The sequence below is a fragment of the Hymenobacter bucti genome (assembly GCF_042681145.1).
Lineage (GTDB): Bacteria > Bacteroidota > Bacteroidia > Cytophagales > Hymenobacteraceae > Hymenobacter > Hymenobacter bucti.
In genome coordinates, this window is sequence record NZ_JBHUFD010000003.1 from 128285 (window position 1) to 154395 (window position 26111).

General features: G+C 64.0%; 24 protein-coding genes. 18 read left to right on the top strand and 6 right to left on the bottom strand.

Annotated features, from left to right (window positions below; all coding sequences use genetic code 11):
• The first annotated feature begins 151 nt into the window (after positions 1 to 151).
• From ACFSDX_RS08215 to ACFSDX_RS08240, 6 genes are all read left to right on the top strand, one after another.
• Positions 152 to 1009, top strand: a complete 858-nt coding sequence (locus ACFSDX_RS08215) for an ABC transporter ATP-binding protein (protein WP_382312826.1) — start codon at positions 152 to 154, stop codon at positions 1007 to 1009.
• Positions 993 to 1739, top strand: a complete 747-nt coding sequence (locus ACFSDX_RS08220) for a hypothetical protein (protein ID WP_382312827.1) — start codon at positions 993 to 995, stop codon at positions 1737 to 1739. Before ACFSDX_RS08215 ends, ACFSDX_RS08220 begins: the two co-directional genes overlap by 17 nt.
• Positions 1740 to 1750: 11 nt before the next feature.
• Positions 1751 to 2152 carry a GntR family transcriptional regulator gene (locus ACFSDX_RS08225; RefSeq protein WP_382312828.1) on the top strand — a complete coding sequence of 134 codons (402 nt, stop codon included), beginning with the start codon at positions 1751 to 1753 and terminating at the stop codon, positions 2150 to 2152.
• Positions 2139 to 2867 (top strand): hypothetical protein, encoded by a 729-nt coding sequence (locus ACFSDX_RS08230; RefSeq protein ID WP_382312829.1) that lies wholly within the window; start codon positions 2139 to 2141, stop codon positions 2865 to 2867. The genes ACFSDX_RS08225 and ACFSDX_RS08230 overlap by 14 nt, the downstream gene beginning before the upstream one ends.
• Before the next feature lie 58 nt (positions 2868 to 2925).
• The gene (gene poxB / locus ACFSDX_RS08235; RefSeq protein ID WP_382312830.1) at positions 2926 to 4653 is read left to right on the top strand and encodes a ubiquinone-dependent pyruvate dehydrogenase; all 1728 of its coding nucleotides are present in this window, start codon (positions 2926 to 2928) and stop codon (positions 4651 to 4653) included.
• A gap of 218 nt (positions 4654 to 4871) precedes the next feature.
• On the top strand, positions 4872 to 5744 hold the full coding sequence (locus ACFSDX_RS08240; protein WP_382312831.1) for a transglutaminase-like domain-containing protein: 873 nt from the start codon (positions 4872 to 4874) through the stop codon (positions 5742 to 5744).
• A gap of 102 nt (positions 5745 to 5846) precedes the next feature.
• On the opposite strand, the gene ACFSDX_RS08245 is transcribed toward ACFSDX_RS08240, so the two are convergent.
• Both ACFSDX_RS08245 and ACFSDX_RS08250 read right to left on the bottom strand, forming a co-directional pair.
• Positions 5847 to 6416 (bottom strand): thioredoxin domain-containing protein, encoded by a 570-nt coding sequence (locus tag ACFSDX_RS08245; protein WP_382312832.1) that lies wholly within the window; start codon positions 6414 to 6416, stop codon positions 5847 to 5849.
• A 47-nt stretch (positions 6417 to 6463) separates the two neighbouring features.
• Positions 6464 to 7180 (bottom strand): 4'-phosphopantetheinyl transferase family protein, encoded by a 717-nt coding sequence (locus ACFSDX_RS08250; protein ID WP_382312833.1) that lies wholly within the window; start codon positions 7178 to 7180, stop codon positions 6464 to 6466.
• A 99-nt stretch (positions 7181 to 7279) separates the two neighbouring features.
• Between ACFSDX_RS08250 and ACFSDX_RS08255 the strand changes: the two genes are divergently transcribed.
• Together ACFSDX_RS08255 and ACFSDX_RS08260 are read left to right on the top strand one after the other, a co-directional pair.
• Positions 7280 to 8227, top strand: coding sequence for a WD40 repeat domain-containing protein (locus tag ACFSDX_RS08255; protein WP_382312834.1), 948 nt, complete (start codon positions 7280 to 7282; stop codon positions 8225 to 8227).
• A gap of 117 nt (positions 8228 to 8344) precedes the next feature.
• Positions 8345 to 9394, top strand: coding sequence for a DivIVA domain-containing protein (locus tag ACFSDX_RS08260; RefSeq protein WP_382312835.1), 1050 nt, complete (start codon positions 8345 to 8347; stop codon positions 9392 to 9394).
• Positions 9395 to 9651: 257 nt separating this feature from the next.
• On the opposite strand, the gene ACFSDX_RS08265 is transcribed toward ACFSDX_RS08260, so the two are convergent.
• Both ACFSDX_RS08265 and ACFSDX_RS08270 read right to left on the bottom strand, forming a co-directional pair.
• The gene (locus tag ACFSDX_RS08265; RefSeq protein ID WP_382312836.1) at positions 9652 to 10443 is read right to left on the bottom strand and encodes an SDR family oxidoreductase; all 792 of its coding nucleotides are present in this window, start codon (positions 10441 to 10443) and stop codon (positions 9652 to 9654) included.
• A 9-nt stretch (positions 10444 to 10452) separates the two neighbouring features.
• Positions 10453 to 10830, bottom strand: coding sequence for a cupin domain-containing protein (locus ACFSDX_RS08270; protein WP_382312838.1), 378 nt, complete (start codon positions 10828 to 10830; stop codon positions 10453 to 10455).
• A gap of 272 nt (positions 10831 to 11102) precedes the next feature.
• On the opposite strand from ACFSDX_RS08270, the gene folB reads away from it, so the two are divergent.
• The 9 genes from folB to ACFSDX_RS08315 all read left to right on the top strand — a co-directional run bounded on the left by folB (position 11103) and on the right by ACFSDX_RS08315 (position 22576).
• A complete protein-coding gene (gene folB, locus ACFSDX_RS08275) occupies positions 11103 to 11459 on the top strand; it encodes a dihydroneopterin aldolase (RefSeq protein WP_382312839.1) in 357 nt (118 codons plus the stop codon).
• 168 nt (positions 11460 to 11627) lie between these two features.
• Positions 11628 to 12056, top strand: a complete 429-nt coding sequence (locus tag ACFSDX_RS08280; protein WP_382312840.1) for a BlaI/MecI/CopY family transcriptional regulator — start codon at positions 11628 to 11630, stop codon at positions 12054 to 12056.
• Entirely contained in the window at positions 12034 to 14508 is a 2475-nt protein-coding gene (locus ACFSDX_RS08285; protein ID WP_382312841.1) for a M56 family metallopeptidase, read from the top strand. Before ACFSDX_RS08280 ends, ACFSDX_RS08285 begins: the two co-directional genes overlap by 23 nt.
• 186 nt (positions 14509 to 14694) lie before the next feature.
• Positions 14695 to 15246, top strand: coding sequence for an RNA polymerase sigma factor (locus tag ACFSDX_RS08290; RefSeq protein WP_382312842.1), 552 nt, complete (start codon positions 14695 to 14697; stop codon positions 15244 to 15246).
• Positions 15247 to 15318: 72 nt separating this feature from the next.
• Positions 15319 to 16218 (top strand): HEAT repeat domain-containing protein, encoded by a 900-nt coding sequence (locus ACFSDX_RS08295; RefSeq protein ID WP_382312843.1) that lies wholly within the window; start codon positions 15319 to 15321, stop codon positions 16216 to 16218.
• A 128-nt stretch (positions 16219 to 16346) separates the two neighbouring features.
• Positions 16347 to 17132, top strand: coding sequence for a DUF4097 family beta strand repeat-containing protein (locus tag ACFSDX_RS08300; RefSeq protein WP_382312844.1), 786 nt, complete (start codon positions 16347 to 16349; stop codon positions 17130 to 17132).
• Positions 17133 to 17225: 93 nt separating this feature from the next.
• Positions 17226 to 18095 (top strand): DUF4097 family beta strand repeat-containing protein, encoded by an 870-nt coding sequence (locus ACFSDX_RS08305; RefSeq protein WP_382312845.1) that lies wholly within the window; start codon positions 17226 to 17228, stop codon positions 18093 to 18095.
• Between the two features lie 179 nt (positions 18096 to 18274).
• On the top strand, positions 18275 to 20869 hold the full coding sequence (locus tag ACFSDX_RS08310; RefSeq protein ID WP_382312846.1) for a DUF5916 domain-containing protein: 2595 nt from the start codon (positions 18275 to 18277) through the stop codon (positions 20867 to 20869).
• A gap of 243 nt (positions 20870 to 21112) precedes the next feature.
• Complete coding sequence (locus ACFSDX_RS08315; protein ID WP_382312847.1) at positions 21113 to 22576, top strand: pectate lyase family protein; 1464 nt, start codon at positions 21113 to 21115, stop codon at positions 22574 to 22576.
• Between the two features lie 110 nt (positions 22577 to 22686).
• Here the strand turns inward: ACFSDX_RS08315 and ACFSDX_RS08320 are convergent, their stop codons facing one another.
• Together ACFSDX_RS08320 and ACFSDX_RS08325 are read right to left on the bottom strand one after the other, a co-directional pair.
• Positions 22687 to 23187 (bottom strand): nucleoside deaminase, encoded by a 501-nt coding sequence (locus ACFSDX_RS08320; protein ID WP_382312848.1) that lies wholly within the window; start codon positions 23185 to 23187, stop codon positions 22687 to 22689.
• Between the two features lie 8 nt (positions 23188 to 23195).
• Complete coding sequence (locus ACFSDX_RS08325) at positions 23196 to 24422, bottom strand: amidohydrolase family protein (protein WP_382312849.1); 1227 nt, start codon at positions 24420 to 24422, stop codon at positions 23196 to 23198.
• Positions 24423 to 24886: 464 nt separating this feature from the next.
• Between ACFSDX_RS08325 and ACFSDX_RS08330 the strand changes: the two genes are divergently transcribed.
• A complete protein-coding gene (locus ACFSDX_RS08330; protein ID WP_382312850.1) occupies positions 24887 to 26110 on the top strand; it encodes a BamA/TamA family outer membrane protein in 1224 nt (407 codons plus the stop codon).
• Position 26111: the final 1 nt, after the last annotated feature.

The window sequence follows — 26111 nt, forward strand, 5'->3', positions numbered from 1 at the left end:
TGCGGGCTGAAAGCCCGCGCTGCCACCTAGGGCGGCTTCGAAACTTCCCTAGGTTAGCGAAAAATAAATAGTGAGGTAATAGTAGCAAAGTTGAATTCTTTGCCTACGTTTGTAGTGTACTAGTAATGTAGAACACTAAAGCGCCTTTCTCATGGTCCGCATCCGCAACCTGCACTTTGGCTACTCCCGCCGAGCGCTCCAACTCGAAAACCTGAACCTGGACTTGCAGCGCGGCCGCATCTACGGCCTGCTGGGCAAGAACGGCGCCGGCAAGTCTACGCTGCTCAAAAACATTGTGGGGCTGGCCTTCCCGCAATCGGGCACCTGCGAGCTCGATGGGCACGCCGCCGCCCGCCGCCGGCCCGACACGCTGCAAGACCTGTTTTTTCTGCCCGAAGACGTGCAGGTGCCGCCGGTTACGGCCACGCAGCTGGCGGCCAGCACGGGCGTCTTCTACCCGCGCTTCGAGGTGGGCGCCTTCCACGAGTACCTGCGCGAGCTCGACGTGCCGTCGCTGACGCCGCTCACGGCGCTCAGCTACGGCCAGCAGAAGAAGGTACTCATTGCCTTTGCCCTGGCCACCAATACCAGCCTGCTGGTGCTCGACGAGCCCACCAACGGCCTCGACATCCCGAGCAAGGCGCAGTTTAGAAAGCTGGTGGCGCGGACGCTGGGCGAGGAGCGCTGCGTCATCATTTCGACGCACCAAGTGCGCGACCTCGACAGCCTCATCGATACGGTGCTGGTGCTGCACGAGCGCCGCGTGGTGCTGAACGAAACCATCGACCAGCTGGCCGAGCAGCTCAGCTTTGGCACGGCGCCGGTGGGCACGGCGGCCCCCGAGGCGCTGTATGCCGAGGCCTCGGTGCGCGGGCAGCAGGTCATCCGGCCTAACCACGCCGGGGCCTACAGCCGGGTCGATTTAGAGTTGCTTTTCAATGCCTTAACCGGGTCGCAGTCGGCCGTGGCTACTTACCTAACCCAGCGTCAACATGAACCAGTCCTTTAATCTCACGCGCTTCGGGCGCCTGCTGCGCAAGCACACCGCCGAGCACTTCAAAAGCTATGCCCTAGGGGCGGGCGTGCTGCTGGGTGGTATGCTGGCCGTGATGGGCTTCCTGGCCTACGTAGGCGGGGGCTTGGGTCAGCAGCAGCAAGCCATTCTGTTCATCCTGTTTTTGCTGGCGGCTGGCACCTTCTTCACTACTACCGCGCTGGCCGAGTTTGGGCGGGGTAGCCGCGCCGCGCTGGCGCTTATGCTGCCGGCCTCGCAGCTCGAAAAGTACCTGGTGGCTTGGCTGTTCTCGCTCCCCATCTTCTTCGCGGTGTTTGTGGCCGACTTCTACTTGGTCGACTGGCTGGTGATAAGCCTGAGCCGTGAGGCAGACGCGGTGGCCAACGTCTTCACGGCCGACATCATGGGGTCCGTGGTGCTTATCTACCTGGTGCTGCACGGGGTGGCGCTGTGGGGCAGCATCCTGTTTCAGCAGCAGCAGTTTATCAAGACGGGGTTCTTGGTGTTTGCCGTGGCGGCGGGCGTTAGTATCATCAACTACCAGGTAATGAAGGCTCTGATTGGGCCGGAGTTCAGAATGTCGCTGCCCTTCACGGCCGTAAACCTGAACAATGGCCCCTCCGTGAGCTTATCGGAGGCGCAAAGCCAGCCGCTGCCGCTGCTGGTGCTGCTGCCGCTACTGTGGGCGGCCGCCTACGCCCGGCTTACCGAGAAGCAGCTTTAATCTAGATAGTTATGGAATTCAATGACAATGAGGCAATTTACCTGCAAATTGCCGGCTACGTGGGCGAGCATATTCTGCGCCAGCAGTGGCCGCCCGACCAGAAAATACCCTCAGTGCGCGACCTGGCGGCCGAGCTGCAAGTCAACCCCAACACCGTGATGCGCACCTACGAGTTTTTGCAGGGCCAGGGCGTGGTCTATAATAAGCGCGGCCTGGGCATGTTCGTGGCCCCCGATGCGGGCGAGAAGGTGCAGGCCTTTCGCCGCGAGCGGTTTTTGCAGCAGGAGTTGCCCGCTTTCTTTAATACCATTTCGCTGCTGGGCGTGGGCTTCGAGGAGCTGGCCCAGCGCTACGAGCAGTTTAAGGCCGCGCAGGCCGCCACCCCATCGCTTTCGACCCATGAAAAACAGTAGCAAGTTCTTGCTGGCCGCCGTGTTGGTGCTGCTGGCCTCGCTCACGGCCTACAACATGGCCCTGCGCACTGAGTACTACCTAGGGGCCTACAAAGACCCGCTGCGCGGCTACGTAGACCTAGGGTTCAAAAACTTCACCACCGTGGCTGTGCCCGCCTCAGGCGTGGTCGGGGTGAAAATTGTGTCCGGTCCCTTTCAAGTGCGCCTCAACCCCCGGGCCGCCGAGTACGTGCAGGTGCGCCAGCAGGGCAGCCAGCTGGTTGTCACGGCGGCTTTTCCAGACAGTCGCCGCTTTTTTGGGCCGGCCGCCACGGTACTTATTAGCTGCCCGCACCTGGCCGCCCTTACTACCGACGCCGTGTATCAGGCCTCGGGCAAGCAGGTAGTTGGCAAAAACTTCTGGAACGCCGAGCAGGTGCTGGTACAGGGTTTTCGGCAGGACAGCCTGGCGGTGCGCGCGGACCGGGGCAGCCGCGTGGAGCTGGCCGGCAACTACCTGGGCTACCTAGGGGCCGGCGCTGGCCCCAGCCTCGGCAGCCACACGCAGCTGCAGTTGAACGCGGACAATCGCATTGCCGCCGCCGACCTCACGCTCGGCCACCAAAGCGAATTAATACTAAATAACCTGGCCATTCCGCAGCTCAAATACCACGTTGCGGACAGTGCCAAGGTGACCCTAGGGGGCGCCGCGCTGCGCAGCCTGCCCCAAAAGTGAACGTGTAGCTCCCGGTAGCCGTAAGCAAAGGCCACTAGCTTACTAACTACTTGATTATATGTCCCAGAAGACGGTAGCCGAAATCATCATTGACACGCTGCAAGCGGCGGGCGTGAAACGGGTCTACGGCTTGGTGGGCGACTCGCTCAACGGCCTGACCGACACCATCCGGGCCCGCGAGGGTATCGAGTTTATCCAGGTGCGGCACGAAGAAGCGGGCGCCTTTGCGGCGGGCGCCGAAGCCCGCATGACCGGCAGCCTAACGGTGTGCGCCGGCTCGTGCGGGCCCGGCAACACGCACCTGCTCAATGGCCTCTACGACTGCCACCGCAGCCACATGCCGGTGCTGGCAATAGCCGCCCAGATTCCGAGCGTTGAAATCGGCACGGGCTACTTCCAGGAAACCCACCCCGAGCGGGTGTTTCAGGAGTGCAGCCACTACTGCGAGGTGGTGGCCACCCCCGAGCAGGCCGTGCGCATGGTCGAGAGCGCCATTCAGGCGTCGCTGGGCCTAGGGGGCGTGTCGGTGCTGGTAATCCCCGGCGACGTGCTGCACCTCAAAGCCGACGCGCCCGCGCCCCGCATTCCGGCCCTAGGCCACTCCAGCGCGCTGGTGCCCGCCAGCACTAAGATTGCCGAGGCCGCCCGCTTGCTCAACGAGTGCGAAAAAGTAACCATTCTGGCCGGCGTGGGCTGCGACAGCGCCCATGCCCAGCTACTGCAAGCCGCTCAGGCTTTGCAGGCGCCCGTGGTGCACGCGTTGCGTGGTAAGGAGTGCATCGAGCCCAATAACCCCTACGACGTGGGCCTAACCGGCTTGCTCGGGATGCCCGCCGGCTACCACGCCCTCATGGACGCCGATGCCATCCTGATGCTGGGCACCGACTTTCCGTACCGGCAGTTTTTCCCCGAGAATGCCCGCGTGGTGCAGGTCGATAAGCGGGCCGACCACATCGGCCGCCGCACCCGGGTGGAGGTGGGGCTGCACGGCAGCGTTATCGAAACCCTAGGGCTGCTGCTGCCGCAACTGCGCAGCCGCACCGACGCGGCGCACCTCAAAACCGCGCAGCAGCGCCACCGCGACGACGAGGCCCACCTGGCCGAGCTGGCCACCGGCGACGCCGGCGATACCAGCCTGCACCCGCAGCACGTGGCGCGCCTGCTCGACGAGCTGAGCGCCCACGACGCCGTGTATACCTGCGATGTGGGCACGCCCACCATCTGGGCCGCCCGCTACCTGCACATGAACGGGCACCGCCGGCTGATGGGCTCCTTCATCCACGGCAGCATGGCCAATGCGCTTTCGCAAGCCATTGGTATTCAGCTGGCCTCGCCCGGCCGGCAGGTGATTGCCATGTGCGGCGACGGCGGCTTCGCCATGCTGCTGAGCGAGCTGCTGACCCTGCGTCAGCTAAAAGTGCCGGTAAAGGTTATCATCTTCAATAACAGCGCCTACGGCTTTGTGGAGCTGGAAATGAAAGCCGCCGGCACCCTCGAATACGGCACCACGCTCGACAACCCCGACTTTGGCCAGCTGGCCGAGGCGGCGGGCATCAAGGGTTTCCGCGTGAGCGACCCCGCCCAACTCGAAAGCGTGCTGCGCGAGGCCCTGGCCCACGACGGCCCCGTGGTAGTCGACGCCGTGGTGAAGCGCCAGGAGCTGAGCATGCCGCCCACCATCGACCGCCACCAGGCCACCGGCTTCGGCCTCTACGCCCTCAAAGCCCTCATGGATGGGCGCGGCGGCGAGCTGCTCGAAATGGCCAAAACCAACCTAACGCGCTAATATCGCAGATTTAGCGGATTTAACGGATTGCGCGGATACGCCTGCTAAAGCAGGCTGACTATAAATAACAACATAAGGAATAAATTGCGCGGCTACGCCCCTTACGCGGGCTGAATTAGCGGACTACTTGCGAAGCAATTTATTTATTGTATTGTTATAGTCAGCCTGCGGAGCAGGCGTATCCGCGCAATCCGTTAAATCCGCTAAATCTGCGATTCATGACGACGAAAGAAATAAAGGCCCTCATTTCGCTACTTGATGACCCGGAAATTGCCCCCCAGATTCAGAGCGAAATTCAGAACCTGGGCGAGACGATAATCCCGTACCTGGAGGAGTCGTGGGAGGAAACCCTGGACCCGCAGCAGCAGCAGCGTCTCGAAGACCTTATTCACCAACTGCAGTTTGAAGGCTTGCAGCAGCGGCTGCGGGTGTGGCGCGATGCCGGCGCCCAAGACCTGCTGGAGGGCATGTGGCTGCTCAACTCGTACCAGTACCCCGATGCCGATTTGCAGGCCCTGAACCGCGCCATCGAGCAGCTGCGCTTCGAGGCCTGGACGCTGCTGCGCGCCGAAATGCACCCCGCCGACCAAGTGCAGATGCTCAACCACGTCATCTTCCGCAACCACCGGTTCTCAGCTAATACCCAGCACTTTCACTCGCCGGCCAATTCCATGCTGCAGCGCGTGATTGAAACCAAGCGCGGCAACCCGCTCTCGCTCTGCGTTATCTACCTGCTGGTGGCCCAGCGCCTCGACCTGCCCGTGTTCGGCGTAAACCTGCCCAACTTGTTTGTGCTCACCTATCAGTCTGAGAATGCGACGTTCCCGCCGTTCTACATCAACTGCTACAACCGGGGCGTGGTGCTGTCTAGGGCCGATATCGAGCACTACGTGGGGCAGCTCGGCATCACCTCGCAAGAAGCCTTTTACGAGCCTTGCTCCAACCTCGACATTGTGCGCCGCGCCATGCGCAACCTGCAAGTGAGCTTCGAAAAGCTGCAGGAGCTGGGTAAGGCTGAGGAAGTTTCGCAGCTCTTGGTCATCCTAACTGAGGATAAACCTAAGCCTGAGGATGAGGACGAGGAGGATTGAGCAAGCAGTAGTTCGGGCTTTGTAGTCCAAGCTGCTCATTTACAAAAAAAAGGCTCGCTACCAGTGTGGTAGCGAGCCTTTTTTAAAGGGCGTAGGATGGGATTACCGCTTAATCAAGCAGCCGGCGGCCCGCTTGTCGACTACGCCGGCCGGGCGGCCAGCCAGCACGTTGTCGAGCACTTGTTGCAAGTAGTGCTGCTGCACGCCCCCGGCCACCTGGGGGTTATCGTCGATGGCGCCGCGGTAGCGCACCGCGAAGCCCCCGCCGGCGGGCTGCAGCACCACGGCCTCCGTGGTTTTGCTGACGCCGAGGGCCGCGCTGGCGGCGCCTGCGTCGTCGGAGTAGGTGGCCAGCGAGGCGCCGCCACCCTCGCTGGCGTCGAGGTTGATGGGCACGTTGACGAACATAAACTGCACGCCGCGGCCGCCGTAGGTGCTGCTCAGGGCCGACAGGCGCTCCTGATAAAGGCGCGTGAAAGCGCAAGCGGGATTGACGAAGATGACGACTACGGCCTTCTGGCTCGCGTAGGCGCTGAGCGAGGTGCTGCCCCCGCCGTTTTTCTGCACCGTAAAATCGCTGACGGTGCCGCTCTGCGCCCGCACGACGCCCACCGTGATGGTAATCGCCAGCAACGCCGCCGCCAGGAGTAAGGGAAGTTTACGAATAGACATGGGTGGGTAGAAATAAGGCCGGAATAGGAATACGGAGCTAGACGCCGCTAAGTAAATGAAGAAAAGGAATAACAATACGTGAGCACATAGCCCACGGCTGGTTGGAAATAGCAAATCCGGTGCCGGGAACTGCGGTCGGCCAATTCGAGCCGCGCCGGCAGTTCGCCGGCCCTGGGCCAGGCGGCGGGCGGGGTAGGGGCGGCGGGCAGGTCGAGCAGCAGGTTTTGGCGGAAGATAATGCCCCGCCGGCCCGCCAGCTTGTACAGCGTTTCTTTGGCGCTCCAGAGCAGGCTGTGCAGCTCGGTCGTCAGGTCAGGTTGGACGCTAGTAATAAGCTTAACCTTAGCTAATTCGTCAGTCGTCAAAAACTTGCGGGCGATGCGCAGTGCCTTGTCGCGCACCACTTCTACGTCGACGCCCACGGCCGCGCCCGCCGGGGCTAGCAGCGCCGCCGCCCACTCGCCCGAGTGCGACAGCGATACGGCTGGCCCTAGGTCGGGTTCGCCCAGGAAGGGGCGGCCGGTGGCGTCGTTTTGCAGGAGCAGGGGCACGGTAGCAGGAGCCACGGCGGCCAGCATTCGTTGCACCAGCACCCGGCCGGCCAGCCACTGCGCCTGGCGCGGGCCATCGGCGCGGGCGGGCAGCAGGGGGCGGTAAGCGTCTGAATCGGCTAGCTGCGGCCACAGCGCGGCGGGCGTTTCGGTGAGGTGCCAGAGCCCTAGGTGAGCCCCGCCGGGCAGCGGGCGGATGGAATGAAGCGGCATAAGCGGTGGGCGAGCGGCGAAAGTAGCACCTGCCCACCCGCCTACTGCCGCCCAGGCCCGACCTTTACGCGCCCGCCGCCCCGCTTGCCTCGCCTCATAATGCCGCTTTCGCCTCCCGCCCCTCGCCCCAACGCCCGCAATATCGCCACCCTGGCCGGGCACCGCGATGCCGTGTACGCGCTGGCCGGCCGGCCGGGCTCGGACCGCATTTTTTCGAGCGGTGCCGACGGCTTAGTAGTGGCCTGGAACGTGGCCGACCCCGCCCAGGACGGCGAGCTGTTGGCGCGGGTCGATAACTCGGTGTACGCGCTGTGCGAGCTGCCCGCGCGCGGCCTGCTGGCCCTAGGGCAGAATTTTCAGGGCGTACAAGTGATTGACTTGCAGGATAAAGCACTGGTGCATGCCACGGCGCTGCCGCCGGTGGCCATCTTCGAGATGGTGTACTCTGAGTCGCGCCAGCGCCTGTACTGCGCCCTGGCCGATGGTACGCTGGCCGTGCTGCGGGGCAGCGACTTCCGGCTCGAAAACCTGCTGCGCGTGAGTGATAAAAGTCTGCGCAGCCTGGCCCTCAGCGAAGCGCGCCATGAGCTGGCCGTGGGCAGCTCCGACCACCTCGTGCGGGTGCTCGACCTCGACTCGCTGGCCGTGAAAACTACGCTCAGCGAAGCTACTAATTCGGTGTTCACAGTGGCGTACTCGCCCGATGGGCGCTACCTGCTGGCGGCGGGCCGCGATGCTCATTTGCGCCGCTACGCCACGGCCGACTACGCGCTGGCCGACGAGGTAATTGCCCATATGTACGCCATTAATAACCTGTCGTTTAGCGCCGATGGCCGCTACCTAGGCACCTGCTCGCTCGACAAAAGCATCAAGCTCTGGGATGCCGACAGCCTGGCCCTGCTGCGGGTGCTCGACCGGGCCCGGGCGGCGGGCCACGGCACTTCCGTCAATAAGCTGGTTTGGCCGGGCAGCCAGCAGCGGCTAGTTTCGTGCAGCGACGACCGCAGCCTGGCTGTTTGGCAATTAATAATGAGCAATGAACAATGAGCAGAATGTAATTTTGCTCGTTGCTAAATTTCTGCTTGCTCCATTACCGTGGCCTTGTCTGGTACTATTCCGCTAATTCATATCTGCTCCTTGTTTATTACTCATTAATACTTCTTTATGAAAATTACCGCCCTCGATATTCGGCAGAAAACGTTTGAAAAAGCCTTCCGGGGCGTGGATAAGGACGAGGTGCAGGCCTTCCTCAACATGGTATCGCAGCAGTGGGAGCGCCTAGGTGACGAAAACCGCGAGCTGCGCCTCAAGCTCGAGCACGCCCAGCAGGATGTGCAAAAAATGCGCGAGGTCGAAAGCTCGCTCTACCGCACCCTCAAAACGGCCGAGGATACTGGCAACTCCATCACGGAGCAGGCCCAGCGTGATGCCGACCTGCGCCGCCGCGAGGCCCAGCTGCAGGCCGAGCACACCCTAGGCGAAGCCCGCCAGCGCGCCCGCACTATTGTGGACGAGGCCTACCAAACGGCCGAAAAAACGGTGGCCGACATGCAGAAGGAAGTCACCGGCCTGGGCCAGGACTGCCAACGCCTCGAGCAGCAGCTTGATACGCTGGTGCGCGACCTGCACCACCTGGCCTCCGATGCGCTGGAAAAGGTGGAGCGCGCCCGCACCCGCCCCAAAAATGGGCCCGCGGCCATCCTTTCGCGGGCGGCGAGCGTACAGGTAACGCGGCCCGCCGAACCGGCGGCCCCCGAACTCAAGCCCACCCCCGCCATGAACGCAAACATTCCTGCTTTTGCCCCGTCGGCCGCCTCGGTAGCCAGCACGCCCAATGCGCCCACCGCGCCGTCCAACGCTGAATTTGGCCTGCCCGCCCGGGCCGAGCGCCTAGCGCAGCCCGCCGGCTACAACCCCAAGCCCGGCCAGCAGCCCGACCCCCGCAACCCCGACCAGGCGCCCGGCCCCGACATCGAGCGGCCCAGCGCGCCGAGCGAAAACCCCGGCATCGCGCCCGCCCCGCACATCGACGAGCCCGGCCCCGAGCAGGTGCCCAACTCGCCCGCGCCCTACGTAGAGCCCGCCACGCGCCCCGAGTTTGAGCCCATCGGCCCCGACTATCCCGAAATTCAGCAGCCCGAGCCTATGACCCACCCCGGCATGAAGCAAGCCGCCGCGCCGGTAGCCGAGAAGTCGTTTTTCGACGAGATTTAGTAGTCGTTTTTCCTACGAAAGAAGGCGCCCGGTAACTACCGGACGCCTTCTTTTGCTTTTGTAGCATATGCTAACGTGGCGCCTCACCCCTAGCCCCTCTCCGAAAAGGAGAGGGGAACTAGATGCTAGCCTTAGTTACTAGGTCAGCCTACTTGTTGCACAACTAATCAACGGCTAGGCTAAAGTTAGTATCTAGTCCCCCTCTCCTTTTCGGAGAGGGGCTAGGGGTGAGGCGCCACGTTAGCACACGCGAAAACCTACAGCAGCGCCTTTATCCAGCCGCCATCTACCGGGACGGAGCTGGCCGTGATGTAGCTGGCGCGGGCCGAGCATAGAAACGCCGCCAGCGCCGCAAACTCGGCGGGCTCGCCCAGGCGCTGCATCGGAATTTCCTTGGTCCAGCGGGTGGTGGCTTCGTCGGTGGAGATGCCTTCGCGGTCGGCCGTGGCCTGGGCCAGGTGCTCCACGCGGTCGGTGCGGGTGTAGCCGGGCAAGATGTTATTGACCGTGATGCCGAACGGTGCGACCTCCGTGGCCAGCGTGCGGGCAAAGCCCGTGACGGCGGCGCGCAAACTATTCGAGAGCATGAGGCCCGCCACGGGCTGCTTCACGGCAATGGACGTGATGTTGAGGATGCGGCCCCAGCCGCGCGCCTTCATGCCGGGCAGCACGGCGCGGGTCAGCTCGATTACGCTGGTTAGCAGCAGCTTGGTGGCGGCGTCCCAGGCCTCGGGGCCGTGCTGCTCGAAGGTGCCCGCGGGTGGCCCGCCGGCATTGGTCACCAGAATATCGACCTGCCCGAAGCGGGCTAGCGCCGCTTCCGTCACGCGAGCCACGCCGGCCAGGGTCGAGAGGTCGGCTACCACGGCCAGCACCGGCACGCCGTGCGCCGCCTCGATGGCGGCGGCCGTTTGCTGGAGCGTGTCGTTGCTGCGGGCGCACAGCACCAGCGACGCGCCTTCGGCAGCCAGCTCATTGGCCACGGCCCGGCCCAGGCCTTTGCTGGCGGCGGCCACGAGGGCAACCTTTCCTTTTATTCCTAGGTCCATAGTAAGGGCTTATTTCTGACGGAGGTAGGCGTCGCTGCCATCGAGCCAGTCCTGGCGCGGCGGGCTGAACACGTCCACGTCGAGGGTGTCTTCGAGCGCTTCAGCCTGGTGCCACACGTTGGACGGGATGCAGAGCACTTCGCCGGCCCGCACGATAATTTCTTCGCCCGCGTCATCACCTAGGTGGAAACGCAGCGCGCCCTCCAAAATGTAAGTAATCTGTTCATTAATATGCTGGTGCCGCGGCACCAGCGCGCCTTTTTTGAGGTACACGTGGGCCAGCATCATGTCCTGGCCCGTGATGAGGCGGCGGCCAATGGTATCGGAAAGCTGGTCAACGGGCATGTCGGCCCAGCGGTGGTGGGTAGCTTGGGGAGTGGGTTCCATGAACTAGGGTGAGTTGAGCGGGTCAAGTTAGCCGCCAAACCGGTAGTACGGCCTTAGGGAGTATTTGCGCCGCACTTTTGCCCTGGCGAGCTGCTAGGCGAGCCTAGGGTAATTCTTCACTCGTCCGGAAAAGGTTGTCCTTGCGAGCGCAGCGAAGTAATCGCATCAGGACGAGCCGTTCGGGTGCTGCGCTGGTGCGATTGCTTCGCTGCGCTCGCAATGACAGACGACTTCAAATAACTTACCACCTCACTCATTCACCAATTCACCTCATGGGCCAAATCGCACTCGAAGGAATGGAATTCTTCGCCTTCCACGGCTACTACGACGAAGAGCAGAAAATCGGGAACAAGTACGGCGTCGACCTGCACCTCAAAACCGACCTGCACGCCGCGGGCGCGTCTGACAAGCTGGCTGAAACCGTCAACTACGAAGTGCTCTACCGCCTCGTGCTGGCCGAAATGCAGCTGCCCGCCCGCCTGCTCGAGCACCTGGCGCACCGCATCCTGGACCGCATCATGCACGAGTTTCCGCAGATAAAGCGGGGGCAGGTTAGCATCTCGAAGTTCAACCCGCCCCTGGGCGGCATCTGCCACCGCGCGCGGGTGACGCTGAGCCGCAAGGCCTAGCCCAGTGAGTCCTATGGATGGAAGGCGCAGTTAAAAATAATTTAGCTGAATAACAGCTAGTTAAATCAATATACGATATAATTCGTAGTTTGTATTTGCATCTACGAAACCTGTCGTACAATCTTTGGTCTACGAAACCCTTCGTATGAAACCTTTTTCGGCTGACCTATGGCTAAAGCGCCCCCCAAACCTACCGACTCCGAGCTGGAAATATTGCAGGTGCTCTGGCAGCACGGCCCCGCCACCGTACGCCTCGTGAACGAGCAGCTGAGTCAAAACCGCGAGGTGGGCTACACCACTACGCTCAAAATCATGCAGTTGATGCTGGAGAAAGGCCTCGTGCAGCGCGACGACGAGGGCCGCAGCCACATCTACCGGGCGGCGGTGCGCGAGCAGGATACCCAGGGGCTGCTGCTCGACCGCTTCGTGGAGGCCACCTTCGGCGGCTCGGCCCTGAAGCTGGTGATGCAGGCCCTGGGCCACCGCCGCACCTCGCCCGACGAGCTAGCCCAGATTCGGCGCCTGCTCAATGATATTGAGATTCAGAACGCTAACCCTTCAACCCCCAAAGCCGATGACAACGCCCCAGGTGCTTAGAGAAGTATTGTCGCCCGCGCTGGTGCGGGGCGTTGGTTACGCGCTGCTGCACTCGCTGTGGCAGGGTGGCACGCTGGCCGTGCTGCTGGCGGGCGTGCTGCCGCTGCTGCGCCGGCACCGGGCCGAGGTGCGCTACGCCGTAGCGGCGGGCGCGCTGGCGACGCTGGTGCTGGCCGTGGGGCTAACGTTTAGCTTCTATTACCAAGCCCAGCCATCGCCGGCCCAGTGGGTAGCCATCAGCCCGGTAGCAGGTGGTGCCGCCCTAGGTGCTCATGCGGCCGCCGCAGCCAGCGTAGCCACGCCCGCCGCTGCCGCGGCTACCTCGCTGGCCCCGCTGGCTTGGCTGCAAGCCAATGCCGGCAAGCTGGAGCCCTACCTGCCGCTGGTGGTGGGCGCCTGGCTGCTGGGCCTGCTGCTGATGAGCGGCCGGCTAGCCGGCGGCCTGGTGTACGCCAACCGGCTGCGCCGGGCCGGTACCCAGGCCCTGGGCGCCGAGTGGCAGCGGCGGCTGGCCGAGCTAGCCCGGCGCGCCGGCGTGCGGCAGCCGGTGGCGCTGCTCGAGTCGGCCCGCGTGGCGGGGCCGCTGGTGCTGGGGCATTTGCGGCCGGCCATCTTGCTGCCGCTGGGCGCGGTGGCGGGCCTGAGCCCGGCCCTGCTGGAGGCGCTGCTGGCGCATGAGCTGGCGCACATTGTGCGGCGCGACTACTTGCTCAACCTAGGGCTGGCGGTGGCCGAGGTGCTGTTTTTTTACCACCCGGCGGTGTGGTTTATGGCGGGCTGCCTGCGGGCCGAGCGCGAAAACTGCTGCGACGACCAGGCCGCGGCCCTCTGCGGCGGCGACCGCCTGCGGGTGGCGCGCGCCCTGGCCGCCCTAGCCGAGCTAGAAGTAACCCCCGCCGCGCCGCACCTGGCGCTGGCGGCGGCCGGCACTGGCGGGCGCGGCTCGTTGCTGGCGCGGGTGCGGCGGCTGGCCCTGGGTCGGCCCCAGGCGCCCACGCTGGGCGAAGGCCTGTTGGCCGTGCTGCTGGGCGTGGTGGGCATTGCCGGCCTGAGTACCGGCGTGGCGCTGGCCGCCCCGGCCGGCCACAAGATAGTAAAAGCCTTAGTGACCACTGGTAAGCAAGCCATCGCGCCAGCTGACACGGCTCGGAAACCACGGGTGACCACCGAAACTATTGTTGATACGGAGCGCCGCGAGGTGCGCGCAGTGGCAATGAGTGCGCCCGATGTGGTGGTGGAGCCGCAAGTGCGCCTCTCGACCACGCTGCAAGGCCGCCCGCCGCGCCGCGACCGCGCCAGCACCGTCGTTATTGAGAAAGACAAAAAAGGCCGCATCGTGAACCTGCTCGTGAACGGTGAGCCCGTGGAAACGGATGCCCCTGGTAAAAAAAGCAAGCGCAACAAAAAGGAAAAAGTACGCACCGTAGAGGTGGTGCGCGTGCCCGATGTCCAGGCCCGCGGAGAGCGGCTGGAACGCTCGGAGCGCCCCGTAATAATCGGGCGGGCAGGAAGACTGGCTGGCCCTGTCAGCCGCACGTACAGCTTCAATATGTCGCCGGATAGAGCCAATGAAATGGCGCAGTTTGGCCTGGCCGACGCCTTGAACAATAAGGACCTGACCACCGCGCAGCGCCAGGAAATGGAGCGCCAGCTGGAGCGGCTGAAAGCTCAGGGTAAGTCGTTGGAGGAGCTTACAGTTCAGCCGCTAGAAGAGATTCGGCTCAATCTGAATGGCCTGGCCTACAACCCGCAAAACTGGCCGGATGCGCAGCGCCGCATGCAGGAAGGACAGCAGCGCCTGCGCGAGGGTCAGCGGCGCCTACAGAAAGCCCATCGCCAGTTGCAGTTGCTTTCCTTAACTGGTAAAGCTGACCGGACCGCTGAGCAGGCCGACCGGGCCGCCGAGCAAGCTGACCGCGACGCCGCCCAGGCCGACCGCGATGCCGCCCGCGCCGACCGCGACGCCGAGCTAGCTGACCACGCCAACGACCGCGCCGAGCTAGCCGCCCGCCGCGCCGAGCTGCGCGCCCGCATCGCGGCCGATGCCGCCGAGCTGCGCGCCCTGGAGCGCACCGGCGCCCGCCAGCCGCTAACGCGGATGCCGGCGCCCCCCGCGCCACCTAGGGCCCCGCGTGCACCCCGCGTGCCCCGGGTACCTAGTGTGCCGCCGGTGCCGAGCGTGCCCTCGGTACCCAGTGTGCCGCAAGTGCCGCAGGCCCCGCCCGCGCCCCCGGTGCCCAACACGATTAAGCTGCGCGAGGCGCTGCGCCAGGATGGCTTAATCAAGGACGACAAGCACTTCTCGTTTAACCTCAGCGACCAGAGCGGGCGCGTGAACGGTGAGGCCCTCACGCCCGACCAAGTGGCGAAATACCGCCAGCTGCTGAACCTGCCCACGACCAAAATCAAGGGTAGCAAATCGAACTTCAGCATCACGGTCGACGAAAACTAAGCATCTGCCCACCGGGCCCAAAAGCGGGCTGGTTATCTGATAAACAGGTAGCTAGCCCGCTTTTTTGTGCCCGGTGGGGGAGGGCGCCCACATTTTTCACGTAAATCTCTTAGCTCGCTGTAACGAATGGACACGCTGCCGGTACTCCCTTCAAAACCTGATTCCTCCGACCAATTTGCCGCCCGTATGCCAGTCGCCACCGCTACCCAATTCAGCGATGAAGCCCTCATGGAACGGGTGCGGGCCGACGAGCTCGACTGCCTCACCGGGCTGTTTGAGCGCTACCAGGGCCCGTTGTTTGGCTTCCTGGCCCGGCTCGCCAACGGCGACCGGGAAGTAGCCCAAGACCTGACCCAGAACGTATTTATGCGGGTGCTGCGCTACCGCGCCAGCTACCAGCCGGGCCAGCCCTTCCGGGCCTGGGTCTACCAACTAGCCCGCCACGTGTGGGCCGACCACTACCAGCGCCAGCGCCCCAGCGCCGACCTGGAAGAAGTAGAAAAAACCGCCGCCCACGGCCGCGCCGCCCAGGCCCAGCGCGCCCACCACGACCAGCAGCAGGCCCTGCACGAAGCCCTGGCCCTGCTGCCCGCCGCCCAGCGCGAAGTGCTGGTGCTGCACCGCTTCCAGGGCTTCGACTACGCCGAAATCGGCGAGCAGCTCGGCTGCACCGCCGGCGCGGCCCGAGTTAAAGCCCACCGGGCGCTGGATGCGCTGCGCAAAATTTACCTAAGCTGAATTTTAGCTATCAAGTAATAGGCATTGTTAAAGCGCTACTAGTTAATAACTAACAATTAACCACTACTCAAGATGTCCTCCGCTATTAATCCTGCTCATCCTAACCCAGCTTGCGCCGAGCTGCGGCCCTGGCTGCCCGAGCTGGCCGATGGCCAGCCGCTGCCGCCCGAGGCCGCCCACCTGGCCGCGCACCTGCCGGCCTGCCCCGCTTGCCAGGCCGAGCTGGCCGAGCTGCGCATGCTCTTCAGCGACCTAGATGCGCTGCCGGCCGAAGTGCCGCCGCTGGCGCTGCGCGATAATTTTCTGGCCATGCTGGAGGAAGAAAAGGCGAAGCTGGCCACGGCTTCGCCCAGCGGCCTGAGTGCCCAGCGCGGCGGCCGGAAGTCAATGAGCAATGAGCAATTAGCAATTAATAATGGTCCGCTGAGCACTAAGCACCAGCCGCTCAGCACTAGCAACTGGCTCCGCATCGCGGCCAGCGTGGCGCTGGTGGCCATTGGCGCGGTGCTGGGCCTGCTGCTGCGCGGCGGCCAGCCGGCGGCGCCGATGGCCGCAGTAGCGCCGCCGCCAGCGCCCACGCTCTCGATGCGGCTGGCCGCCGCGCGGCAGCAGCCGGCCACGGCCAGCCAGCGCTTGCAGCTGGTGAGCCAGGCCCCGGCTGCCGTGGTCGAACCCAACGACCCGGTCGTGCTCACGCTCATCCATACGCTTGACACCGACCCCAACCCCAACGTGCGGCTGGCCGCTTGCGAAGCCCTGGTGCGCCTGCGCAGCGACCCGCGCGTGGGCCCGGCCTTGGTGGAAGCCCTGCCGTTGCAAACCGACCCCAACGTGCAGATTACCCTCATTGAAGCCCTCGTGACGCTGCGCGAAAAGCGCGCCGTGCCCGAGCTTGAGGAGCTGGCCCGGCAGCCCCAGGCGCTGCCCGCCGTGCGCCAGCAGGCCGAAAGTGGCCTAGGTCAACTGATTTAACGAGTTACCCCCAGAGGGCGGCGTGGCACGCTGCCCCTCGCCAACCCACCGCCCGGCCAGCCGCGGTGGGAGCGGAGTGCCACTCCGCTGAACCGGCTGCGCTTATACCCTTCCGCCTTCTTCGTATCATGAAAAATAGTGTGCAACTTCTCCTCGGGCTGGCCCTGGTGCTGGCCCTGCCAGCGCAGCTCCGCGCCCAGGAATTCAAGCAGAAATTTAACAGCCCAACCAACCGCAAGGTGGTGCTCGACATGCGCGGCAGCGACGTGACGGTGGAGGGCTACGACGGCGACGAGCTCGTTATCCGGGGCTCGGGGCACTTCGAGGCGCCGCCCTCCTCGGCCATGGGCCTGCGCCCGGTGTACAGCTCGGGTACCGACAACACCCGCCTCGGGCTGGCCGTGACGCCGGCCGGCGCCAACACCATCCGCATTGCGCGCACCTCGCACAGCGACGACGGGCGCTACACCGTGCGCATCCCGCGCCAAACCGACGTGGCCTTTGCCGATAGCTGGGGCGGCTCGGATGACCTGACGATGCGCGATATCGCGGGCCGCATCGAGGTGAGCCTGAAATCGGGCGACCTGCGGCTGCTGAACGTGAGCGGCCCGGTGGTAGCCAACACCATCAGCGGCGACATTCAAATCAAGTTCAACGTGGCGCCCACCCAGCCCAGCGCCGTGTCGTCGGTGAGCGGCGACGTGGACGTGAGCCTGCCCGCCCCCTCGCGCATCAGCCTGTCGATGCGCTCGATTTCGGGCGAAATCTACACCGACTTCGACCTGAACCTGGGCGGCGGCAACGGCTTGCAGCACGTGGGCGGCCAAACGGTGGAGGGCCGCGCCAACGGCGGCGGCACCACCTTCTCGCTCAAGACGATAAGCGGCGACATCTTCGTGCGCAAAACTAAGTAAGACAAGGTTTTATCCAGGGTATGAGCGTCGTTGTCCTTGCGAGGAGGTACGACACTTTGCCTAATCACCTCCTCACCTTCTCACCTCTCCCCGATGAACCGTTTTTTACTCGTTGCCGGCCTGCTGCTCGCCGGCCTGCGCCCGGCCCTGGCCCAGCGCCTGGTTACGCAAACTGCTACGCTGGCCCCCGGCCAGGGCGTGTTTCTGGATTTGAAATTTGCCCACAACATCCGGGTGCGGGCCGGTGCCAGCCTCAGCGTGCGCGCCAGCGTAGTTATCAATGACAATCAGCAAAACGACTTATACAGCCTAGGGCTGCAAACCACCGGCGCGGAGTTGAGCGTGGTCGAGAAGCTCGATGAGGAGCAATTGCGCCAAACCAACTTTACCGGCGACTGCGACGGTGGCAGCCGCAACAACGGCTCGCACGGCCTCAACGTGGGCTACAAGCGCTCGGAAAAAACGGGCGGCCTGCGGCCCACCCTCAACCGCCAAAAGGGCGGCAATTACAGCTACTGCGCCAAGATTGACTACGAAGTGACCGTGCCCGCCGGCACCGCCCTGCGGCTCAATACTATCAGCGGCGACCTCGACCTGAGTGGCCTCAACGGCGCCGTGACGGCCAAAACCATCAGCGGCGACGTGCTTTCGACCGACCTCACCGGCCCCCTCACCCTGCGCACCGTGAGCGGCGACGTGAAGCTGAGCAACCTGGGCCGCAGCCCCGTGGACGCCACCAGCGTGAGCGGCGACGTGGACGTGAGCTGGCCCGCTACCCAGGGCGCCGACCTCAGCCTGAAAACCATTTCGGGCGAGGTGTACGCCGACCCGGCCGTGACCTTCAGCAACCTCAAAGACCGCACCTACGTGGGCTACGAGCTGCACGGCAACCTAGGCAGCGGCGGCCCCCTGGTGACGCTGCACTCGGTGAGCGGCGACGTGTTTTTCCGCAAGCAGAAGTAGCCTAGGTGTACCGTGGGCCTTGCGGGTCCGCGCGGGAGTCGCGTCAGTACTACCCCCGCGCGGACCCGCAGGGCCCACGGTACACATGCCCGATTAAAATAAATATGCAGCGCCAAACAACGGTTCAGCTTTCGCGTGCGTCTATCGCCCTGCTACACCCGTTATTTTACCCACCCATCATGTTGTTTTCGCTTACCCAGCGGGCATTGTCGCGCTGGCTGCTAAGCTTGCTGTGCCTAGGTCTGGCTGGCTCGGTAGCCGCCCAATCAGCACCTGCCGCTAAAGCGGCGGCGGCCCCCGTGGCGCGCCGCCAGCTGGCTGCCCAGCGCACGGCCGCCCCCATCAAGCTCGATGGCGTGCTCGATGATGCGGCCTGGGCCACGGCCCCGGTTACCAGCCAGTTCACGCAGTTTCGGCCGCACCCCGGCCCCAAGGAGCGCCTGCCCACTGAGGTGCGCGTGCTCTACGACGATGTGGCGCTGTACGTGAGCGCCCGGATGGTGGAGGCCAGCCCCGACAGCATCCGGCGTGAGTTGACCCGGCGCGACGACATCGGCAACACCGATTTCTTTGCCCTCTACCTCGACCCCTACCGCGACCACCTCAACGGCTACTCCTTCTTTGTGCTGAGCACGGGCGTGCAGGTAGACCAGCGCATTTCGCCGGCCAACGGCGAGGACGACGCCTGGAACGCCGTGTGGGACAGCCACGTGGCCCCGCTGCCCGATGGCAAGGGCTGGGCCGTGGAAATGCGCATTCCGTACTCGGCCATCCGCTTTGCCCAGGCGCCGGTGCAAACCTGGGGCGTGCAGTTTTTTCGGCAGCGCAAAAAGGACAACCAGCAGTTTTTCTGGAACGAGGTGAAGCCCGCCGTCGATGGCTTCGTCAACCAGTGGGGCGAGCTCACGGGCCTCGAAAACCTGCACCCGCCGCTGCGCCTCTCCCTCACGCCCTACGTGAGCAGCTATGTGAACCACTACCCCTACAACGAGCAGGGCAAGCGCAACATGAGCACCAGCTTCAACGCCGGCGCCGATATCAAGTGGGGCATCAACGAAAGCTTTACGCTCGACGCCATTCTCATCCCGGACTTTGGCCAGACCATCAGCGACAACCAGGTGCTCAACCTGTCGCCCTTCGAGGTGCAGTACCAGGAAAACCGGCCGTTCTTCACCGAAGGCACCGAGCTGTTTAACAAGGGCGGGCTCTTTTACTCGCGCCGGGTGGGCGCCCAGCCGCTGGGTTTTAATGACGCGGCGGGCAACCTAGGCAAGGGCGAAGCCGTGTACCAAAACCCCGGCGTGACGCGCCTGCTCAACGCCACCAAGGTATCGGGCCGCACCAGCAAGGGCCTGGGCGTGGGCGTGTTCAACGCCGTGTCGGCCGCCACCTACGCCGTGGTGCAGGACTCGACCGGCGAGCAGCGGCGCAATGTGCTGACCCAGCCGCTCACCAACTACAACATCGTGGTGCTCGACCAGAGCTTGCCGCACAACAGCTACGTCTCGCTCATCAACACCAACGTCACGCACTTCGGCAGCACCTACGACGCCAACGTGACGGCCGGCCTCTTCAAATTTGCCGACAAGCGCAACCAGTACGCCCTCAACGGCCAGCTCAACTACTCGCGGCGCCGCGGCACGGTGCTGAACTCGGAGCGGCCCATCGACGACCAGAACGGCTACAAGTACTACCTCAACTACGGCAAAATATCGGGTAACTGGACCTGGAACGTGGACCAGGGCATCGAGTCGGATAGCTACAATCCCAACGACCTAGGTATCCTGTTTGGCAACAACAACATCTCGCAGTCGGCCACCGTCAACTACAACAAGTACGAGCAGTTTGGCAAGGTCAACAACCTCTCTACCAGCCTGGGCGCCTACCACTCGCTGCTGTTCAAGCCCACGATGTACCAGGATGCCGGCCTGTACGGCAGCGCCAACACCACCTTCACCAGGAGCTTTCTCACTATCGGCGGCAACGTGAACCTGGATATCGCCAAGCACGACTACTACGAGCCGCGCACCTTCCCGCTGGGCCAGTACTACGTGCGGGTGCCCACCAGCGCTAACCTAGGGTCTTTTATATCGAGCGACTACCGTAAGAAGCTGGCCTACGATGTGAACGCCGGCGTGCGCTACTACGCTCTTGATGAGCGTATTGAGGGCCGCCCGCGCCGGGCGGGCTACGGCCTCACCCTCAGCCCGCGCTACCGCGTCAATGACAAGCTCAATTTCCGCTACACCTTCGATTATAGCCTCAAGGTAAACCAGATAGGCTACGTCAACGACGGGCTGGATGCGAATAACCCGCTTGACCAGCCGCTGCTGGCCACTTTCGGCAGCGACGTGCTCCTAGGTCGCCGCAACGTATCCACGTTCACTAATACGTTGAACGCCAACTACACCTTCACCAACCGGCTCTCGCTGACTACCCGCGTGCGGCACTACGTGAGCGCGGTGCGCTACCACGATTTTGCGCGCCTGCGCCCCGGCGGCACCGAGGAGGCGCTGCCCACCTACACCCGCAGCCACGACAACAGCTTCAGCGCCTTCAACGTGGACGCGGCCCTGGTCTGGTGGTTTGCGCCCGGCTCGCAGGTGAGCTTGGTGTGGAAAGACGCCACCTCGTCGTACCTGCTCGGCAATGAGGCCACGCCGCTCTACTTCGACAACCTGGCCAACACCGCCAACACGCCGCACAATAACAACGTGTCCATCAAAGTGCTGTATTACCTCGACTACCTGGCCTTGCGCCCGCGCCGGGGGTAGGGCGCTTTGGGGTGGGGGCAGGCGCCTGGGCCAGCAAACAGCTAGCGTAAGACTTCAGCTCAGGCCTCGCCTGCTCCTAGGGTGGCCCCGGTGCCGGCCCGGCCCGCCAGCGCCCGGCAACGTTGCCGACAACGATTGCGCAAAAGAAAGCGTCCCCTAGGGCACGGGCCGCCCGGTTGAGCGGGCATCTTTGCGGGCCGCCCCACCGGGCGGCTTCCATTTCCCACCCTACGCTTTTTCTTGATGTTTACTGACCTAGGCCTGCGCTCCGCGTTGTTTGTGGCTACCCTTTTGGCGGGCTGGGCCGGGCGCCCGGCGCCCGTGGCGCTGGTGCCGCTGCTCGCCTTTGCGGGCGCCGAGGGCGCCGGGCGCTTCACCACCGGCGGGCGCGGCACGGCGGCGGTGCCCACTACCGTGCTGGAAGTCACCAACCTGCGCGACGATAACCTGCCTGGCAGCCTGCGCTACGCCGTGCAGCTGAGTGCCGCCAAGGCGCCGGCCCGCACCATCGTGTTTCGGGTGGCGGGCACCATTCATTTGCTGTCGCCGCTCACGTTTAACCGGGCCAATACCACCATCGCGGGCCAAACGGCACCCGGCGGCGGCATCTGCCTGGCCGACTACCCGGTGCAGGTGAAGGCTGACAATATTATCGTCCGCTTCCTGCGCTTTCGGATGGGCGATAAAAACCAGAACCAGGGCATGGTAGACGGCGCGGGCGGCGACGATGCCTTCGGCGGGATGCGCAACAATCGGCTCGTCATCGACCACTGCTCGATGAGCTGGAGCACCGACGAGTGCTTTTCGGTGTACGAGGGCGACAGCACCACCTTGCAGTGGAACCTCATCGGGCCGCCGCTCAACTACTCCTACCACTTCGAGAAGGGCGACACCGACTACGAGCGCCACGGCTACGGCGGCATCTGGGGCGGCCAGCACGCCAGTATGCACCACAACCTGTTTGTGCACTGCAACAGCCGCACGCCGCGCTTCAACGGCAGCCGCTACACCCACGCGGCAGGCTTCGAAAACTGCGACTTTCGCAACAACGTCATCTACGACTGGGGCGAAAACAACGTGTACGCCGGCGAGGGTGGCAACTACAACATTGTCAACAACTACTACAAGCCCGGCCCCAGCACCAAGCCCGCCGTGCGTCAGCGCCTGCTGAATCCCTACAAGCTCGACAAAGGCGCCAACCCCTTGCCCTATGGCAAGTTTTACCTCACCGGCAACTACCAGGAAGCCAGCGCCGAAATAACCCGCCACAACTGGCGCGGCGTGGACATGAACGGCGGCACCCGCGCCGACACCACCCTAGCCCAGGCCGCCGCGCCCTTCGACCTAGGGCCCGTAACTACCCAACCCGCCCAGGAAGCCTACCCGCTGGTGCTGGCCGGTGCCGGCGCCACCCGCCCCGCCCGCGACACCCTCGACCAGCGCCTGGTGCGCGAGGTGCGCCTGCGCACCGGCCGCCTCATCGACGCGCCGGGCGGCTACCCCCACGGCACGCCCTACGGCACCGTGCAAAAAGCCTGGCCCGCGCTAAAAGAAGCACCCGCTCCCGCCGACACCGACCACGACGGCATGCCCGACGCTTGGGAAACGGCTCATAAACTCAACCCCAAGGACGCCAGCGACCGCGCTAAGATTGGGCCGGGCGGCTACCCGATGCTGGAGGTGTACCTAGGCGAGCTAGCGGGGTAATAATGAAGTGTTGGCTCGCTTAGGTTACTAAAATTGTCAGCCACCTCAACTAAAATATTCGGCCAGCAAGCATCCCGTTTTGCTTGGAGAGTAACTCCTGATATTTTAATTTAGACACCAGGCGGCGCGGTATGATAAGCCACCTGCAAGTCCTTAATAGCCTGCAATAGCTCGCCATCAGCTGGCCCCACCACCTCAATACCGGGCACGATAGTTTGCACGGGTACCAGCTGCACGGGCGAGGGCGGCACCCCCAGCTCCTGAAGCCACTGGGTTAGCTGCTCGCCCGAGCTGAGGTACACGATTTTACCCAGGCCCACCCAGCCGTGGGCGGCGGCGCACATGGGGCAGTGCTCGCCGCTGGTGTACAGCGTGGTGGTGACGCGGGCGGCGGGGGCTAGGTGGGCAGCGGCCCACTGCGCCAGCGCCAGCTCGGGGTGGGCCAGGGCGTTGCGGGCGTTGACCTCGTTGCGGGCCTGGGCCAGCACCTGGCCGTCCGCATCGACCAGGATGGAGCCGAAGGGCTCGTCGCCCGCTTGCAGGGCTTCGGCGGCCAGGGCCAGGCAGTGCCGCAGGTGCGGCAAATCGGTGGGGGTGAGGGGCTGGGGCATAGCAGAGCCTAGGCAGGCGAGTAGAGTACGGCGGGCGGGTTGGCAAACGTGGGGCGCCCGTTTTTGTAGCCCAGCAGCGGCTGGGCCACGGTGCGAATAACCTCGACGGCGCTCCCGGCTTCGAGCAGCACGAAGGTGGCCGGGCCGCCCACGCGCAGGCGGGCCTGCTGGCCCAGCAGCTGGGCGGCCTCGGTGGTCACCATCTCGTAGGCTGCCCGGATGGCCTCGTCGGTGGCGAGCTGGGCCGCGTTGGCGTAGAGGTTGGCCATGCGCACCAGCGAGGCGTCGCCGTAGGGCGTGAAGGCGTTGAGAATGTTGTTGCTGGCGATGGTAGTGCGCAAGCCCAGCGCCCGCAGCTCGTTGGCATTCACCACGCCGCGCGGAATGAGGTGGTCCTGCTCCTGGCCCATCAGCAGCAGGTCGGTGGCGGGCAATACCGTCAGGGCAATGTCGGCCTGCTGCAATAGCTGCGCCAGCGCGGTGCGCTGGGCCGGCGGCATGGCGCTAAGCTTATTGACGTGGCCCACCGACACGCGCCCCTGGTAGCCGCGGCGCTGGGTTTCGGCGGCAATCTTGGGGATGCCCGACTGGGCGGGGTCGAGGTCGAAATCGAGGTGAAAGTCCACTTTCACGTCAAACTCCTCGGCCAGGTCAAAAATCAGCTCCACGTGGCGGTCGGGGTCGGGGTCGGCGTAGGGGCAGCCGCCCACCAGGTCGGCGCCCTGTTGCAAGGCTTGGCGCAGCAGCTCATAGGTGGCCATTTCCTGGGTCAGGCCCTCCTGGGCAAAGGCGCACAGTTCGATGTCAATGGCGTGGGCGTAGGCCGCGCGCACGCCCTTGAGAGCCGCCAGCGAGCGCAAACCAGCCCTAGGGTCGGTTTCGACGAAGGTGCGCAGCCCCATCGTGCCCTTCTTGATGGCCATCTCCACCACCCGGCTGGCCCGCGCAAATACGTCGTCCTCCGTAAAGTCTTGCTTGGCCTTTTTCGACTCGGCGGCGGCTTCCTCCTTGCCGCCCTTCGCTACCGAGCAGCGGTCCAGAATGCAGGCCTTGTCGAGGTGGATATGGGTTTCGAAGAAGCCGGCGCACACAAACTGATGATTGGCGTTCAGCGTCGTCCGGGCTGGCTCCGCGCTATTGGCTTGCAGCGAGTGAATCGTATCGCCCACAATGCCAATATCTACGCTGCCCGCGTGGCCGTCGAGGCGCGCATTTTTTACAAGTACGTCAAGCATAATTACTTGGTCAGGCCGGGGCAGTAGTGAAAAGGCTTGCACCCGGGCGCTGGCCCCGTCGCTATACGGCTAGCTTCGGAAAGGTTGAGCTAATTGAGCGCCGCCGATGCGTTTGCCTGGGTGGAGAAAAGACGTTGCCGCGCCGATGGCGCTTGGTTGTTGCGGCCCCAACCCTTACTACCCAAGTTGCCCCGGGGGCGCCCGCTGCCTCAGCGATGCCCCTGGGGGCCGGGCAGCGGCCAAACAATTATTTAATACGGTTTTCGGAGGGGGGCTAACTATCAATAAGCTATGGATAAACCTGGTTTTTGAAGCATACCAACGCCTCGGTGCCACCTCATTTTCAGGAATAGTTTAAAACATATCCTGGCTTCTGTCGTCATGAAGAACTCGTGAAGAGCCAGGGTCCGTGCCGGTACAGCCGCCGGTCGGCCTTTAATTTTTTTTTCTTTTTTAGCGTTTTCATGCGGTATCTCAAATGGTCGCTGGCCCTTGCCCTAGGTGCGCAAGCTAGCTTGAGCGCGGCCCAGGTAGCACCCGCGGGGGCTGATTCAGCCAACGCCCCGGCCCGGCCCACGGGCCTGGCCCGGTTCGCTAACAAGTTTGCGGCCAGCGACAAGCCCAACTTTTTCCCGATTCCGGCCGCCTTTATTCAGCAGGAAACGGGTTTTGCCGTGACGATAGCCTCGCTGCCGGTCTGGCGCTTTGGTACCGACACGCTCACCCGCAAATCCAACGCCCGGCTCTCGGGCTGGATAAGCCAGAAAGGTCAGGCCTCGGTGCAGCTCACGCACAACATCTTCACGCCGGGCGAGCAGTGGTACCTGCTGGGCGAGCTGGCCTACTACAAAGTCAACTATTTCTACTACGGCATCGGCAACGACACCCGCAAGCAAGACGAGTCGGAGGTGGACTACAGCCTCATTGTGTTCAACCAGCGAGTGCTGCACCGCTTGGCCCCCAACTGGTTTGCCGGCCTGCAGTACCGGTTCACTACCTTGCCCAGCGTGAGCTACGGCGAGCCCGGCGAAACCGGCCGGGTCAATAAGTTTCGGGCCGACCTCGAACAGGGCATTCTCACGCCGGCCGAAGCGGCGGGCGGCACTACGTCGGGCTTTGGCCCGGTGCTGCTCTACGATGGGCGCGACAATGTGCTGGCCACCTACCGCGGCCAATACCTGCACGTGCACGGCCTGTTTGCGGGCAAGTACGCGGGTAGCGACTTCAATTTCAACCGCTTCCAGGTTGATGCTCGGCACTTTCAGCCGGTGTTCGGCAATTCCAATACCATTCTGGCCCTGCAATATCTGGGGCAGTTTCACACCGGGGGGCACGTGCCGTTTCGCGAGCTGAGCGCCTTCGGGGCTGACCTAGGCGGCTCCATCTACAACTACGCTACCCTCATGCGGGGCATCTATGAGGCGCGCTACCGCGACCGGCAGATGATGACATTCCAGGCCGAGCTGCGCCGCAAGCTGTTCTGGCGCATCGACGGGGCCGCCTTCGGGGCCGTGGGGCAGGTGGGCAACCAGCTCACCGACTTTTCGCTGGGCGGCACCCGCGTGGCGGGCGGCATCGGGGCCCGCTTCCGCCTCAACCGCCGCGACCGCCTCAACGTGCGCCTCGATTACGGCGTGGGCTCGGGCGGTAGCCAAGGCATCTATTTTGCGGTGGGCGAAGCCTTTTAGC

What these genes read in the sequence shown, in the direction of transcription:
- ACFSDX_RS08215 (WP_382312826.1), top strand. Translation starts at nt 152, where the DNA reads ATGGTCCGCATCCGCAACCTGCACTTTGGCTACTCCCGCCGAGCGCTC.
- ACFSDX_RS08240 (WP_382312831.1), top strand. Translation starts at nt 4,872, where the DNA reads ATGACGACGAAAGAAATAAAGGCCCTCATTTCGCTACTTGATGACCCG.
- ACFSDX_RS08305 (WP_382312845.1), top strand. Translation starts at nt 17,226, where the DNA reads ATGAACCGTTTTTTACTCGTTGCCGGCCTGCTGCTCGCCGGCCTGCGC.
- ACFSDX_RS08270 (WP_382312838.1), bottom strand. Translation starts at nt 10,830, where the DNA reads ATGGAACCCACTCCCCAAGCTACCCACCACCGCTGGGCCGACATGCCC.
- ACFSDX_RS08315 (WP_382312847.1), top strand. Translation starts at nt 21,113, where the DNA reads ATGTTTACTGACCTAGGCCTGCGCTCCGCGTTGTTTGTGGCTACCCTT.
- ACFSDX_RS08285 (WP_382312841.1), top strand. Translation starts at nt 12,034, where the DNA reads ATGACAACGCCCCAGGTGCTTAGAGAAGTATTGTCGCCCGCGCTGGTG.
- folB (WP_382312839.1), top strand. Translation starts at nt 11,103, where the DNA reads ATGGGCCAAATCGCACTCGAAGGAATGGAATTCTTCGCCTTCCACGGC.
- ACFSDX_RS08280 (WP_382312840.1), top strand. Translation starts at nt 11,628, where the DNA reads ATGGCTAAAGCGCCCCCCAAACCTACCGACTCCGAGCTGGAAATATTG.
- ACFSDX_RS08255 (WP_382312834.1), top strand. Translation starts at nt 7,280, where the DNA reads ATGCCGCTTTCGCCTCCCGCCCCTCGCCCCAACGCCCGCAATATCGCC.
- ACFSDX_RS08250 (WP_382312833.1), bottom strand. Translation starts at nt 7,180, where the DNA reads ATGCCGCTTCATTCCATCCGCCCGCTGCCCGGCGGGGCTCACCTAGGG.
- ACFSDX_RS08325 (WP_382312849.1), bottom strand. Translation starts at nt 24,422, where the DNA reads ATGCTTGACGTACTTGTAAAAAATGCGCGCCTCGACGGCCACGCGGGC.
- ACFSDX_RS08330 (WP_382312850.1), top strand. Translation starts at nt 24,887, where the DNA reads ATGCGGTATCTCAAATGGTCGCTGGCCCTTGCCCTAGGTGCGCAAGCT.
- ACFSDX_RS08295 (WP_382312843.1), top strand. Translation starts at nt 15,319, where the DNA reads ATGTCCTCCGCTATTAATCCTGCTCATCCTAACCCAGCTTGCGCCGAG.
- ACFSDX_RS08230 (WP_382312829.1), top strand. Translation starts at nt 2,139, where the DNA reads ATGAAAAACAGTAGCAAGTTCTTGCTGGCCGCCGTGTTGGTGCTGCTG.
- ACFSDX_RS08245 (WP_382312832.1), bottom strand. Translation starts at nt 6,416, where the DNA reads ATGTCTATTCGTAAACTTCCCTTACTCCTGGCGGCGGCGTTGCTGGCG.
- ACFSDX_RS08265 (WP_382312836.1), bottom strand. Translation starts at nt 10,443, where the DNA reads ATGGACCTAGGAATAAAAGGAAAGGTTGCCCTCGTGGCCGCCGCCAGC.
- ACFSDX_RS08220 (WP_382312827.1), top strand. Translation starts at nt 993, where the DNA reads ATGAACCAGTCCTTTAATCTCACGCGCTTCGGGCGCCTGCTGCGCAAG.
- ACFSDX_RS08290 (WP_382312842.1), top strand. Translation starts at nt 14,695, where the DNA reads ATGCCAGTCGCCACCGCTACCCAATTCAGCGATGAAGCCCTCATGGAA.
- ACFSDX_RS08310 (WP_382312846.1), top strand. Translation starts at nt 18,275, where the DNA reads ATGTTGTTTTCGCTTACCCAGCGGGCATTGTCGCGCTGGCTGCTAAGC.
- ACFSDX_RS08225 (WP_382312828.1), top strand. Translation starts at nt 1,751, where the DNA reads ATGGAATTCAATGACAATGAGGCAATTTACCTGCAAATTGCCGGCTAC.
- poxB (WP_382312830.1), top strand. Translation starts at nt 2,926, where the DNA reads ATGTCCCAGAAGACGGTAGCCGAAATCATCATTGACACGCTGCAAGCG.
- ACFSDX_RS08320 (WP_382312848.1), bottom strand. Translation starts at nt 23,187, where the DNA reads ATGCCCCAGCCCCTCACCCCCACCGATTTGCCGCACCTGCGGCACTGC.
- ACFSDX_RS08260 (WP_382312835.1), top strand. Translation starts at nt 8,345, where the DNA reads ATGAAAATTACCGCCCTCGATATTCGGCAGAAAACGTTTGAAAAAGCC.
- ACFSDX_RS08300 (WP_382312844.1), top strand. Translation starts at nt 16,347, where the DNA reads ATGAAAAATAGTGTGCAACTTCTCCTCGGGCTGGCCCTGGTGCTGGCC.